The 12,484-nt window shown below is 43.8% G+C and carries 12 protein-coding genes; 2 read left to right on the forward strand and 10 right to left on the reverse strand.

All coding sequences use genetic code 11. The annotated features are described in order from the left end of the window. Positions 1-20: 20 nt before the first annotated feature. The 5 genes from oppF to TY87_RS12135 all read right to left on the reverse strand — a co-directional run bounded on the left by oppF (position 21) and on the right by TY87_RS12135 (position 5,638). Positions 21-1,022 carry a murein tripeptide/oligopeptide ABC transporter ATP binding protein OppF gene (gene oppF, locus TY87_RS12115; RefSeq protein WP_100187273.1) on the reverse strand — a complete coding sequence of 334 codons (1,002 nt, stop codon included), beginning with the start codon at positions 1,020-1,022 and terminating at the stop codon, positions 21-23. Next, positions 1,022-2,011: an ABC transporter ATP-binding protein gene (locus TY87_RS12120; RefSeq protein WP_072839376.1), complete on the reverse strand. Its 990-nt coding sequence runs from the start codon at positions 2,009-2,011 to the stop codon at positions 1,022-1,024. Before TY87_RS12120 ends, oppF begins: the two co-directional genes overlap by 1 nt. Before the next feature lie 9 nt (positions 2,012-2,020). Next, positions 2,021-2,947, reverse strand: coding sequence for an oligopeptide ABC transporter permease OppC (oppC, locus tag TY87_RS12125; protein ID WP_072839377.1), 927 nt, complete (start codon positions 2,945-2,947; stop codon positions 2,021-2,023). A gap of 11 nt (positions 2,948-2,958) precedes the next feature. Beyond that, positions 2,959-3,879 (reverse strand): oligopeptide ABC transporter permease OppB, encoded by a 921-nt coding sequence (gene oppB / locus TY87_RS12130; RefSeq protein ID WP_100187274.1) that lies wholly within the window; start codon positions 3,877-3,879, stop codon positions 2,959-2,961. A 148-nt stretch (positions 3,880-4,027) separates the two neighbouring features. After that, on the reverse strand, positions 4,028-5,638 hold the full coding sequence (locus tag TY87_RS12135; RefSeq protein WP_100187275.1) for a peptide ABC transporter substrate-binding protein: 1,611 nt from the start codon (positions 5,636-5,638) through the stop codon (positions 4,028-4,030). A 342-nt stretch (positions 5,639-5,980) separates the two neighbouring features. Here TY87_RS12135 and cysZ point away from each other — a divergent pair, with 342 nt between their 5' ends. Next, entirely contained in the window at positions 5,981-6,760 is a 780-nt protein-coding gene (cysZ, locus tag TY87_RS12140; protein WP_100187276.1) for a sulfate transporter CysZ, read from the forward strand. Then, entirely contained in the window at positions 6,760-7,602 is an 843-nt protein-coding gene (locus TY87_RS12145; protein WP_012072062.1) for a response regulator, read from the forward strand. The genes cysZ and TY87_RS12145 overlap by 1 nt, the downstream gene beginning before the upstream one ends. A 65-nt stretch (positions 7,603-7,667) precedes the next feature. On the opposite strand, the gene phoR is transcribed toward TY87_RS12145, so the two are convergent. From phoR to TY87_RS12170, 5 genes are all read right to left on the reverse strand, one after another. Continuing rightward, positions 7,668-9,011 carry a phosphate regulon sensor histidine kinase PhoR gene (gene phoR / locus TY87_RS12150; protein WP_072839380.1) on the reverse strand — a complete coding sequence of 448 codons (1,344 nt, stop codon included), beginning with the start codon at positions 9,009-9,011 and terminating at the stop codon, positions 7,668-7,670. Then, entirely contained in the window at positions 9,008-9,703 is a 696-nt protein-coding gene (gene phoB, locus TY87_RS12155) for a phosphate regulon transcriptional regulator PhoB (RefSeq protein ID WP_048814168.1), read from the reverse strand. The genes phoR and phoB overlap by 4 nt, the downstream gene beginning before the upstream one ends. A gap of 84 nt (positions 9,704-9,787) precedes the next feature. Next, positions 9,788-10,642 carry a 4-hydroxybenzoate octaprenyltransferase gene (gene ubiA, locus TY87_RS12160; RefSeq protein WP_100187277.1) on the reverse strand — a complete coding sequence of 285 codons (855 nt, stop codon included), beginning with the start codon at positions 10,640-10,642 and terminating at the stop codon, positions 9,788-9,790. Beyond that, positions 10,639-11,199, reverse strand: a complete 561-nt coding sequence (locus TY87_RS12165; RefSeq protein ID WP_072839382.1) for a chorismate--pyruvate lyase family protein — start codon at positions 11,197-11,199, stop codon at positions 10,639-10,641. Before TY87_RS12165 ends, ubiA begins: the two co-directional genes overlap by 4 nt. Positions 11,200-11,205: 6 nt before the next feature. Continuing rightward, a complete protein-coding gene (locus TY87_RS12170) occupies positions 11,206-12,474 on the reverse strand; it encodes an HDOD domain-containing protein (protein ID WP_072839383.1) in 1,269 nt (422 codons plus the stop codon). Between the last annotated feature and the right edge of the window lie 10 nt (positions 12,475-12,484).

Consider the following 12,484-nt stretch of genomic DNA (forward strand, 5'->3'; position numbering starts at 1 on the left):
CTTCGTACTTAATAGATGTATTAAGTTATGTCAGCAAGACGCGAGCAGGCGGCTTGGTGCTCATTTGATAACACTTGCAAGATAGGTTTTAGTTGCGCGCAACCTTCATTTGCATGGGGGCAACGCGTACGGAAAACACAACCAGACGGCGGACTTATCGGAGAGGGTAAATCCCCCGTCAAGAGCTGAATTTTCTTACCACGCTCTACTTTTGGGTCCGGTACAGGCACAGCAGACATCAAGGCTTTGGTGTATGGGTGCTGAGGGTTTTCATAAAGCGCTCGTTTGCTGGCTAATTCAACTGCATTGCCCAAGTACATCACCAATACACGGTCTGAAATGTGTTTTACCACACTTAAATCGTGAGCGATAAACACCAAAGACAAGCCCATTTCCGCTTGCAACTCTTTTAACAGATTGACCACTTGAGCTTGGATGGAAACGTCCAACGCTGAAACAGGCTCGTCACATACAACTAATTTTGGTTTGAGGATCAAAGCGCGAGCAATACCGATACGCTGGCACTGGCCACCGGAAAACTCATGAGGATAACGGTTAATCACGTTAGGTAATAAACCCACGCGATCCATTATGTTACGAACTTCAGCTTTTACTGCTTCTTTTGATAGTTCTGGACGAAAGGTTCTAAGCGGTTCGGCGATGATATCGCCCACTGTCATACGAGGATCAAGAGACGCCAATGGATCTTGAAAGATCATTTGCAGTTCTTGGCGCTTGCTGCGCATTTGTTTTTTGTCCAGATCCGTTAGGTCTTGACCTAGCCAAACCACATTACCTTCGGTGATTGGCACAAGACGCAGTAAAGCTCGCGCGAGCGTGGATTTACCACAACCAGATTCGCCTACCACACCGAGAGTTTCCCCAGCATAAATAGTTAAATTAACGCCATCTACTGCTTTTAGTGATTGGCCTTTTTCCCATGGCCATGCATTGTCTGACTTTATGTTGAAGTGGACTTTTAAGTTATTCACTTCCATTAATACGTTATTTGAAGTGTTCATTAGGCGATCCATCCATCAACGGATTTATGACAAGCTCGTAGTTGACCCGGTGCAAACTCTTTTAGCTCAGGCATGCTTTCTCCACAGCGCTCTTTAGCAAATTCACAGCGCGTTTGGAACGGACAGCCAGATGGCATATGCAATAAGTTTGGTGGATTGCCTGGAATGGTCGATAGTTTTTCGTCATCGGCATCTAGGCGTGGAATGGCTTTTAATAAACCTTGCGTATACGGATGCGTAGGGCGATAAAACACATCTTCTGCGGTGCCATATTCCATCGTTTGTCCGGCGTACATCACCAACACTTTGTCGCATAAGCCAGCGACCACGCCCAAATCATGAGTGATCATGATGATGGAGGTGTTGAAGTCGTCTTTTAATTCGTTTAGCAAGGTCAGAATCTGAGCTTGTACGGTTACGTCTAGGGCGGTGGTTGGCTCATCAGCGATTAACAGCTTAGGTTGGCATAACAAGGCCATAGCGATCATCACGCGCTGTCTCATGCCGCCAGAAAATTCGTGCGGGTACATGTTCATACGTTTGCGCGCTTCGGGCATTTTCACCGCGTCGAGCATTTTGACCGAGGCTTCAAAGGCTTCGGCTTTGCTCATGCCTTTGTGTAGCATTAAGACTTCCATTAGCTGCTTACCGACTTTCATATAAGGATTCAATGAAGTCATTGGATCTTGGAAAATCATCGCAATTTCTTTGGAGCGGATGCGGTTCATGGCTTTTTCATTCAGGGTAAGAATATTTTGCTCGTTAAAGCGCGCTTCCCCTTCAATGACACCATTGCCGGCTAGCAATCCCATAAGAGCGAAAGCGGTTTGGCTTTTACCAGAACCAGATTCACCCACGATGCCGAGGGTTTCCCCTTGTGCCAGTGTGAAGTTCAGATCATTCACTGCGGTAACAAAACCATCTGGGGTTCTGAAGTTAACTCGTAAATTATTAACTTCTAGCAAATTTTTTGTATTTGATAAGCTCATAAGGTCTCCTTAGCGGTCTTTTGGATCAAGCGCATCGCGTAAGCCATCGCCGAGGAAGTTAAAACAAAACAGAGTAACGACAAGGAAACTAAGCGGCCAAGCCAATTGCCATATAGCTATTTCCATATTCTGAGCACCTTCAGAAATCAATGCGCCCCAGCTTGTCATTGGTTCTTGAACACCGAGTCCTAAGAAGCTGATAAAAGACTCAAGCAAGATCATATTCGGCACTAATAAAGTAGCGTAAACGACCACGATACCGAGTACGTTTGGCACAATGTGGCGCAAGATGATTTTTGGTGTAGACACGCCGCAAGCGTAAGCCGCTTCGATGTATTCTTTGTTTTTTAGGCTCAATGTTTGGCCGCGAACAATCCGCGCCATGTCGAGCCAAGAGATCGCGCCAATGGCGACAAAGATCAAGAAGATATGGCGACCAAACAAGGTCATCAAAATGATCACGAAAAACATGAAAGGGAAAGAGTTAAGAATTTCCAAGAAACGCATCATGACACTGTCAACGCGACCGCCTATGTAACCCGATGCCGCGCCGTAAAGCGTACCTATTACAATAGCTACCGCGCTGCCCATGATGCCGACCAATAGCGAGATTTGTCCGCCTTGCATGGTACGAACAAAAATATCACGGCCTAGAGTGTCGGTACCAAAATAATGACCGTTTTCAATGTTTGGGCGGCCCAAAGTAGAAATATCAGATAGTGCTTCCCAGTCGATATCGTCGTAATTCCATTGGCTGAAAAACGGGCCTAGCAAAGCAATTGCCGTAATAATAGTCAGTACAATTAAGCTGGTTACAGCGGCATGGTTAGAAAAAAAGCGACGACGAGCGTCTTGCCATAAACTGCGACCTTCGACTTCCACCACTTTTTCGGCGAACTGTTCGACGGCCTGAATTTTGTCTTTTGTAGTAATCATAATAGGAGGCCTTAGTAGCGAATTTTCGGATCAATAACAGCGTATAAAATATCGACGATGGCATTGAATAGAATCGTTAATGTACCGACCAAAATGGTGACACCCATGACCATGGAATAGTCGCGATTCAGTGCGCCATTAATAAAGTGCTGACCAATACCGCCGGTGCCAAAATACACATCTACAATCACAGAACCTGTCACGATACCGACAAACGCAGGCCCAAGATAGGAAACAACAGGCAGCATGGCGGGGCGCAAAGCATGCTGAAAGATTATGCGATACTTCGGTAGGCCTTTTGCTCGTGCGGTACGGATAAAGTTGGAGTGCATGGTTTCTATCATGCTACCGCGAGTAATACGTGCGATCTGCGCAATATAGCTAGTGGACATGGCAATAACAGGCATCACCAAATAAGGCCAAGCCCCTCCATTCCAGCCACCGGGCGGTAACCAATGGTTATAAATAGAGAAGAACAGGATGCACAAAGGAGCCAAAACAAAATTCGGCAGCACGATCCCAAGGTTTGCAAAGCCCATGACACCATAGTCTAACCAAGAGTTCTGGCGCAGTGCTGCGATAATGCCACAGCCCACACCAATGAGCAGAGCGATAAGAAAAGACCAAATGCCGATTTCAGCAGAGACAGGAAAACTCTGTGCAATCAGTTCGTTAATGGTGAAATCTTTATAGCGAAAAGAAGGTCCTAGATCGCCTTGAAGTAAGCCACCAAGGTAATAAAAATATTGATTAATGACCGGCTCATCTAAATGGTATTTGGCGTTAATGTTTGCCAATACTTCTGGCGGCAAAGTACGCTCGCTGGAGAATGGGCTGCCTGGAGCAGAATGCATTAAGAAAAAAGAAACCGTAATCAAAATTAATAATGTTGGAATGGCTTCTAAAATGCGTTTTGAAATAAATGTCAGCATAAAAATTACCGGACTAGGCGCTATAAATGGCGGCTAATGCTAGGAACCTGTAGGGAATTCAAGAGATGCCCAGCGCTAAAGCACTGGGCATGGTTTAACACAAAGTACTTTTTAATTTTTAAGTACTATTCAATCTATAAACAGCGCCTTAGTGCTTGATGATGTACATATCTCGCACGTAAACGTTATCTTCTGGATTAGGCATGTAACCGCCTAAGTAGCTTTTTACTAAACGTTTTTCGGTATATTGATAAATAGGAGCAACTGCCATGTCTTGTTCAATGGCGATTTCTTCTGCTTTGTTGTAGTTCTCGGTAGGGTGCTGCATGGTACGGGCATCGTGCAAAAGCTTGTCGTATTCTGCGTTGCTGTACTTACCGTCGTTATTACCGTGAGTTGTTGTTAGAAGATCTAACATAGTAGAGGCTTCGTTGTAGTCACCAATCCAACCCGCACGTGCAATATCAAATTGTTGATGCTTTTTCGTTTCTAGGTGAGTTTTCCACTCTTGGTTTTCCAGGGTAACGTTAACGCCCAAGGTTTTTTTCCACATAGAAGCAATCGCAATGGCGATTTTCTTATGGTTTTCGTTGGTGTTGTAAAGCAAGCTGAAAGACAGAGGGTTGCTTTGAGTGTATCCGGCTTCTTCTAATAGAGCCTTGGCTTTATCGTCACGTTCTTTTTGTGACCAAGTTGCGTACTCAGGTGTTGCTGGAGAGAAGTCGTTTACTACTTCTGGTGTGAAAGAATACGCAGGTAATTCACCAGTGCCCGTTACAAACTTTGTGATCACGTTACGATCAATGGCATAGGACAAAGCTTTACGTACTCGAACATCGTTGTATGGTGCTTTTGTTACGTTGAATTGGTAGTAATAGGTGCCTAGTTTTGGCGTAACGACAACTTCATCAGGAATGTCTCGCATGAGCTGTCTGAAGTGGTCATTTGGTATCTCATAGCTAAGATCCATTTGACCCGCTTGGAAGCGTTTTAGCTCAGCATTAGGTGATTCAATTGGTAAATAGGTAACCTTGTTGATGATTGTTTTGGCATCATTCCAATAGTTCGTATTGCGGGTGAAAACCATTTTTTCGTTCACGACCCATTCGTCCATTTTATACGCGCCGTTAGACACCATATGCTCTGGTTTTGTCCAATTATCCCCCCATTTCTCGACCACTTTTTTCGGTACAGGGAACATGGTTTGATGAGAGGTCATTTTTACAAAGTAAGGCACTGGACGTTCAAGTGTGACCTGGAATGTGTGGGCGTCTAATGCTTTTACACCAAGAGTTGAAGGTTTGGCTTCACCAGCGATGATCTTAGTCGCATTAACAATAGATGGAATTTCCATGAACCATGCGTATGGAGAAGCAAGTGCAGGGTCAACAGCACGAGTAAAAGCGTAAACAAAATCCTCTGCTGTGACTGGGTCGCCATTAGACCATTTGGCATCTTTACGGAGGTGGAAGGTGTATTGAGTGTTGTCGGCGTTTACGTCATAGCTTTCTGCGACACCTGGTACTTGGTTACCGTCACCATCTTGGTTGTATAAACCTTCAAAAAGATCTTTAGAACGAATAGAAGCTGGTGTGCCTTCCATTTTTTGTGGATCAAGGGTTGCGGGTTCTGCACCACCACCACGAACAAGTTCTTGTTTGGCCGCTAATTCTACGCCTGCTGGTACGTCAGCAGCTTGAGCTTCTAGAGTGAAGATAGATGTAGCCATAATAGCACTGGCGAGTAATGTCATTTTCATTTTTATATTGTCCCTTGTGAGTTAGCTTTTGTGTATGTGCTTTTTATATTCAGACGCGATACCTGCACTGGTTCGTATTCGTCTTACGGTTTCATAGTTCACCAATTCGCTAAAGGTCACAATCGAAATTGCGTATCAGGTCATGCGTCTAATAAATGTAAGCTTTATAAAAGAGCGGTGAAAATTGCATGTTTGGTGTCTATAAGGCTTGAAGGCGTTGCTGTTTCAGTTTATGAACCTTCAATTTGAAAGGCTTTGTGGAGCCGCGAAAGTCGTCATGATATTCTGTGGTTCTTAGATAAGTTTGATGAAAAGGTTTAAATTCAGGAGTAATACAGCATCGTGATCACACACCCATTTAAAGCCGCTGGGGCTTTTTTAAAAGCGTTTCCTTTGGTTTTTTCGAAAGACTTAAGACTGTTTATATTGGCTCCTTTGTTGGCGAATTTTGTTTTAGTCGGCTTATTATATATGGTCGCTTTTAGCTATTTTCAGACCTTAATGGACTCGGCAATGGGATATCTACCTGAGTGGGTTTCCTTTTTAAATTGGCTGTTTTATTTGATATTTGCCGCTATTATTAGTGTACTTTTGTTCTATAGTTTTTCAGTAGGTGTGAATATTTTGGCGGCGCCTTTTATGGCGTTTCTAGCAGAAAAAGTAGAAGAAAAGGAAACAGGGAAGGTTTTTGATGAAACGCTGACGGCTGGCGTTCTTATCGCGATAGTTGGTCGCAGTTTACAGCGAGAATGCCAGAAAATATTGTATTTTTTACCTCGTTTTATTTTGTTACTGTTATTGTCTTTTATCCCTCTTGTTAATGTTATTGCTCCAGTATTATTACTATTGTTTTCGGCTTGGATGTTATCCCTGCAATATATGGATTATGCTTTTGATAATAATAAGGTTAAATTTCATGACATGAGAATGGCATTACGCTCCAAACCTTTGTTATGTTGGACATTTGGCGGCATAGTAATGGTTGGTTTGACGATTCCTTTCTTTAACCTATTCGTTATGCCGATTGCTGTTGTAGCTGCCACATTATTGTGGATTTCGGTTTTCAGATCACAACATGGGGATTTTTCTGCCTTGTTAGATCGTACTAATGGAACTTTGTGATGTCGTTAAAAATTTTGGTAGTAGATGATGCCTCTTTTACACGTGACTTGATTCGGCGCACATTGCGTAAGCAGTTTCCTGCGGTTGAAATTGAAGAGGCGGTGAATGGACGTAAAGCACAACAAATGTTAAATAAAATTCAGTTTGATATGGTGTTGTGCGATTGGGAAATGCCTGAAATGACAGGCGTTGAGCTGCTTAAGTGGTGCCGAGAACAACCGAAATACAAAAAAGAAGACGTGCCATTTGTGATGATTACTAGCCGTGGTGATAAAAGCCATGTGGTGGAAGCTGTTCAATCAGGTGTGACGGATTATCTAGGCAAACCATTTTCTAGTGAACAGCTCGCTAACAAAGTCATATCGGCTGCGAAAAAGCATGGACTTGAAAAGAAGCTGACGTCTCAAAAAGCCCGTGAATCTGTCTCGCCTGGTGGCGTCAGTTCGGCATCGCTGGATGTATTAATGGGAGCAGGCAAAAGCACTCCTGTGAAGGCTACCAAGTTTACGAATCCAGACGCACCAGTTGTGACAGTTAAAGACGTTAAAATTCCAACTCAAGTACGTTTTGAGGGAAAACAATTTCGCTGCATGATTATTCAGTTTAGTAAAACTGAAGCAACGATGTTTATAAAGAGTGATGATGTTGTGCCACAAGTCTTGGGGCAAGCGGTATTGGATCTGGAACATAAGGGCGCGATGAATCGTTTGAATTATTATGTTCAATCCGTCGCTACCACAGAGAAAAAACACGACTCTACTTTTTTGACGGTTATCTTGAGTTTAATCGATCAGGATAGCGAGAAAGAGGCGTTTATTAGCCAGTTGTTTGATAGCCTATAAGTATTTTCGGGTTTGATTTGAATGATGTAAAAAGGGACGCATGAATGCCATGTGTCCCTTTTTTATTATTGGTCTGTTGGCGGTGTGTCGTCGGTATTAAATGCTATCGCCGGAATTGTATCGTTTCTGGTGCGATTCGCTGGGAAGTGGCAAGAAAACGTGCTGCCGAAACCTGGCTGACTACGGATTTGTAGTTTGGCATCGTGATGCAATAACACGTGCTTTACGATGGCTAAGCCAAGACCTGTACCGCCAGTTTTCGATCCTCTTCCTTTATCGACGCGGAAAAACCGTTCTGTGAGTCGAGGAATGTATCTTGGTTCTATGCCCAGTCCGGAATCTTTCACCGAAAATACACCGTTAAACTCACTGGATTCCCATTTAATAGCGATTTCGCCACCATCTGGTGAGTATTTTATGGCGTTAAAAATTAGATTCGAAAAAGCACTGTATAGCTCTTTATAAGAGCCGTACAGTCGAGCTTCCACAGGGATATCCAAGACAAGAGTATGTTTGTCAGTCAAGATAGGCGTGGTCGCATTGGTAATGGTTTTTACTAGGTCTGAGACCTTATGCCATTGGTTTTCTTCACGCTTGTCATTACTTTCTAATCGAGACAGCAGTAACAGATCCTCGATAAGTTGTTCCATCCGCTCAGACTGCTCTGACATATTCACAATGCCTTTTTGCATGCTTTTGGGCAGGCTGTCCTTAAACATGTCTAGGGTTTCTAAATAGCCTTTAATGACCGTTAGCGGCGTTTTCAGCTCATGTGATGCGTTAGCGACAAAGTCTTTACGCATCTGCTCTAGCAAGTGTAAGCGGGTCACATCACGAACGAAAATCAAGTGATCGTTTTTATCGTACAGCGTGGTTTGAATTTCTAAATACACGCCATCTTTGGCTGGAGACTTGATGACCAAAGGTTCACCGAAGCGTTTTTGGCTGAAGTATCGGAAAAACTCAGGACTACGGACAATATTGGTAATCACTTGGCCGCGATCGACAGGACGCATTAATCCAAGAAAATGTGCTGCCGAGTTATTCCACCATTCCAAGTTGCCTTGGTTATCAGCCATGATAACGCCTTCTTTTAAGGCGGTTGTAGAGCTTTCAATTCTTGTTAGGGCTTGGCGCATGCGACGTTTGGATTTGCGCTGTTTCTTATGCAATCGATAGACTGCATCGAATACTTCACCCCAAATTCCACTGGCTTCTGGCGGTGCTGCACGACCAGAATGACGCAGCCAATTATGGAATTGATATAGCTGATAAAGTTGCCAGTACAAAGAGCCTAAAACGTACAGCAGCAAAACACCCAACAACTGACCAATGACTAGGCCTATGACAATGCAGGCTGCGAGCCCCGCGAGCCAAGTAATAATGGTGTTTCGCCAAACTGTTTTCATACGGACCTTTTTGCTGAGAAGCGGTAGCCTGTTCCTCGTACAGTTTGTATCAAGAAATCATGAGTACTACCAATGGCTTTGCGTAAACGACGTATATGGACGTCAACGGTACGTTCTTCAACGTAGACATTTCCACCCCATACTTGATCCAACAATTGTGCTCTTGAATAGGCACGCTCTTGATGGGTCATGAGAAACTTTAATAGACGGTATTCTGTCGGCCCCATATCTAAAGGACGGCTGCCTATGGTAACTCGTTGACTAATTGGATCAAGGGTTAGGCCTTCGATTTCGATTGGCTCATCAACCCCTTGAGGTGTCGCGCGGCGCAAGACAGCTTTGAGTCGTGCAACTAATTCACGAGGAGAGAAAGGCTTGGTGATGTAATCATCCGCGCCGACTTCTAAACCTTGGATCTTATTGTCTTCTTCACTTTTCGCGGTCAGCATAATGACCGGAATTTCAGCCGTCGTAGTGTCTTTTTTCAATCTGCGAGTAAGCTCAATACCGCTACCGCCGGGCATCATCCAATCTACAAGAATTAGATCTGGACGGTGGTCCACAATGATTTCATGCGCTTGCTGAATGTTTTCTGCTTCCAAATACTCGTAGCCTGCCATTTCAAGAGCGATGGCGATCATTTCGCGTATGGAAGATTCGTCGTCAATAATTAATACTTTTTTACCGGTCACAGGATTTATCCTCATCTCAGGAACGGTTTCATTAAAGCGATCTAATGTGACAATTCGGTTACATTGTCACAACTTTGCCATATATTACATAAAATAGCTTGCGACTAGACCAATGAAGACACAATAACCAACGCGGTTGTTATCTAAAAAAGATCGGAAGCAAGCTTGGCGGTCGCGTTCTTTTGCTTGTTTAAATTGTTGATAAAAGAGTCCGACACAAACGATTAGTGATACAAAGTATAGCCAATGTAGTCCTGCTAGTAGGCCAATCCACGTCAATAAAGATAAGGTTAGCCCTTGCAGGCAAACAATGACGAATAAATCGTATTGCCCAAATAAGATTGCGGTGGATTTGACGCCTATTTTGAGATCATCTGGACGGTCTGTCATTGCATAATACGTGTCATAAGCAATGGTCCAAAAGCAATTCGCGACAAACAACATCCATAATTCGGGATCTGTTAAGTCCCCACCTTGGGCGCTGTAGGCCATAGGGATCGCCCAAGAAAAGGCCACACCAAGGAAAAGCTGAGGCAGATGGGTATATCGTTTCATAAATGGATACAGTGCAGCAAGGCCCAAACCTGCAAACGACAGTAAAATAGTCCTCAGATCGGTAAATAGCACTAGGATAAAACTTAAAATCGATAAAGCACAAAATAGCATCAGCGCTTCTTTTTCGGATACTCGACCAGAAGGCAAAGGGCGATTTTTGGTGCGATCAACAAAACCATCGATTTTTCTATCCGCGTAGTCGTTAATGACACAGCCCGCTGAGCGCATGCTGAAAACACCTAAAATAAAGATAATCACCAAATGCCATTGAGGCATGCCATCGGCTGCCAGCCATAGCGCCCACAATGTTGGCCACATCAGCAAAAATGAGCCGATAGGGCGGTTGAATCGAGTTAATTCTGCGTAGTCTTTAAGTTTGTTCATAACAATCCAAACGGCGTTTTTAGTTGGTTAATTTCATCAAAGAAAGCTTCATTGACCAATATTCCAGGGCCAAACTGGTGGAACACAGAGCGCCTCGCCCATAACGCACTAGGTTGGTTTGGAAACATACGTTTTGGCAGCTGAGTGACTTCAATACAACTCCTAGATAGCCCTTTATGTTGAAATAAGTAGCCGCCCAATGGCTTGTCTTTTAAATGTTTTACTTGTCGCCAATGGCCTTTTAAAGACCTGGCAGGAATGATCGAGCGAGCATAAATCACGGCTTCGTTGTCGACTTTGAGCAAGACGGTACGAATACGTGCGGCTTCTCTTGGCCGCAACTTTAGGCGTTTTCGTTCTCTCGCAGTTGGGGTTCCCCAAGTATCTTCAAGTACATCAACTGTTAATGTTCCTAGGCTTTTAAGTTTTGCCGTCAAGGAATCTTCAGTAATAAGCCAAGGCCATAGATTTTTAGGTACTTTTACCTTATTAATCTGATCTACAGGTGACCAACGATAGTCAAATTGCTGCGCGGCAGAAGAGTTCATTAACGTCATAATTAACTAGGTATTCATTTTATTAATTAAAGCGACCATTTTATGGAGCTCGGTAGATTTTTGGTAAATATTATCTCTACAGTTTTCGGCTTCTTCTTGAGTCAATCCAATTTCTAACAACACTGATGGCTCAATGGCTGCGTTATTACGCAGCTGAGATGACACATACAGCAGTCTTGCCAAAATGGCGTGCTCACCATAATAATGAGGTTTTTTACTATAGCGAATGGCCGTCCAAATGTTGTCAGGCAAACTCCAATAGCGCAATAGCCAAGAGCCTAATTGCTCCTTGGTAAAGTGCAGTATTTGCATTTCTATTAATTCAGAAGACAAGTGAGCGTTAGCTTCTTGATAACGTGACAGAATCGAAAAATGCGGTGGTAAAATAGTGCTAATCGCCAAGTAACCAAAGTTGTGTAGCAAACCAGCAAGGTAGGCATGGCCTAGCTTTGGACGGTTCGGAACTGGCATAGTTTTTACTAAGGATTCCATCAATACGGCATTTGATACGGAATCGAGCCAAAAGTCTTCATAGTGACGCGGGCCGTCTTGAGGGGCTTGAAACGCATTGCCCATCGACAGCCCAAGGGCCAAATTCATCACCATATCAAAACCTAACACTCGAATGATCGCATCCTCTACCGATTCTATGGTGCCCGGTGCACCATAATAGGCGGATGACGCCCAACTGATAACTTGAGCTGCCAGACTTGGGTCTAGTGCAATGACCTCACACAGTTCATCTGTTCCCGCTGTTTTATCTGCTGACAGGCGAATAATGCGGTGAGATGACGCAGGCAGAGGCGGGATTTCTAATGTCTCTTCGATACGCTGCTTGAGTCGAATGGACTGAAATCGCCCAAGTGCATGGAGAATCTGTTCTTCGTCGTTTTCGTGATTATCGACAGGACGCTTTATGAGCTGTGTATTGATGGAAATAGCTTCAAAACGGTTCAATGGGCCAGAGAACATCTCGGCTAACTCTACAGAGCTAATATCATGATATTGGCCATCTACTTTAGTTCGTATCGAAAACATAGCATCCTTTAGCATGCTAGCTTCTAGAATGGTCGTTATACTGTTTGGCTTGATCAGCGGGTCGCCTGAGCTTTGAAAATTGCTGACGGGTTCAAAACGACGCTTAGTAATACGGGAAACCGCAGAAATATCCAGCATGTTGCTGTCAGGAAAAATAACCTGAAGACGGCCTGTATGATCAGCTAAATGTACCACCCGTAATCTTTGGTTTGGCTGAAGGTCTACGGAAGATTCCATACATTTTCCT

Source organism: Marinomonas sp. BSi20584 (assembly GCF_002792415.1).
GTDB lineage: Bacteria > Pseudomonadota > Gammaproteobacteria > Pseudomonadales > Marinomonadaceae > Marinomonas > Marinomonas polaris.

What these genes read in the sequence shown, in the direction of transcription:
- oppF (WP_100187273.1), bottom strand. Translation starts at nt 1,022, where the DNA reads ATGAACACTTCAAATAACGTATTAATGGAAGTGAATAACTTAAAAGTC.
- TY87_RS12120 (WP_072839376.1), bottom strand. Translation starts at nt 2,011, where the DNA reads ATGAGCTTATCAAATACAAAAAATTTGCTAGAAGTTAATAATTTACGA.
- oppC (WP_072839377.1), bottom strand. Translation starts at nt 2,947, where the DNA reads ATGATTACTACAAAAGACAAAATTCAGGCCGTCGAACAGTTCGCCGAA.
- oppB (WP_100187274.1), bottom strand. Translation starts at nt 3,879, where the DNA reads ATGCTGACATTTATTTCAAAACGCATTTTAGAAGCCATTCCAACATTA.
- TY87_RS12135 (WP_100187275.1), bottom strand. Translation starts at nt 5,638, where the DNA reads ATGAAAATGACATTACTCGCCAGTGCTATTATGGCTACATCTATCTTC.
- TY87_RS12145 (WP_012072062.1), top strand. Translation starts at nt 6,760, where the DNA reads ATGTCGTTAAAAATTTTGGTAGTAGATGATGCCTCTTTTACACGTGAC.
- phoR (WP_072839380.1), bottom strand. Translation starts at nt 9,011, where the DNA reads ATGAAAACAGTTTGGCGAAACACCATTATTACTTGGCTCGCGGGGCTC.
- ubiA (WP_100187277.1), bottom strand. Translation starts at nt 10,642, where the DNA reads ATGAACAAACTTAAAGACTACGCAGAATTAACTCGATTCAACCGCCCT.
- TY87_RS12165 (WP_072839382.1), bottom strand. Translation starts at nt 11,199, where the DNA reads ATGACGTTAATGAACTCTTCTGCCGCGCAGCAATTTGACTATCGTTGG.
- TY87_RS12170 (WP_072839383.1), bottom strand. Translation starts at nt 12,474, where the DNA reads ATGGAATCTTCCGTAGACCTTCAGCCAAACCAAAGATTACGGGTGGTA.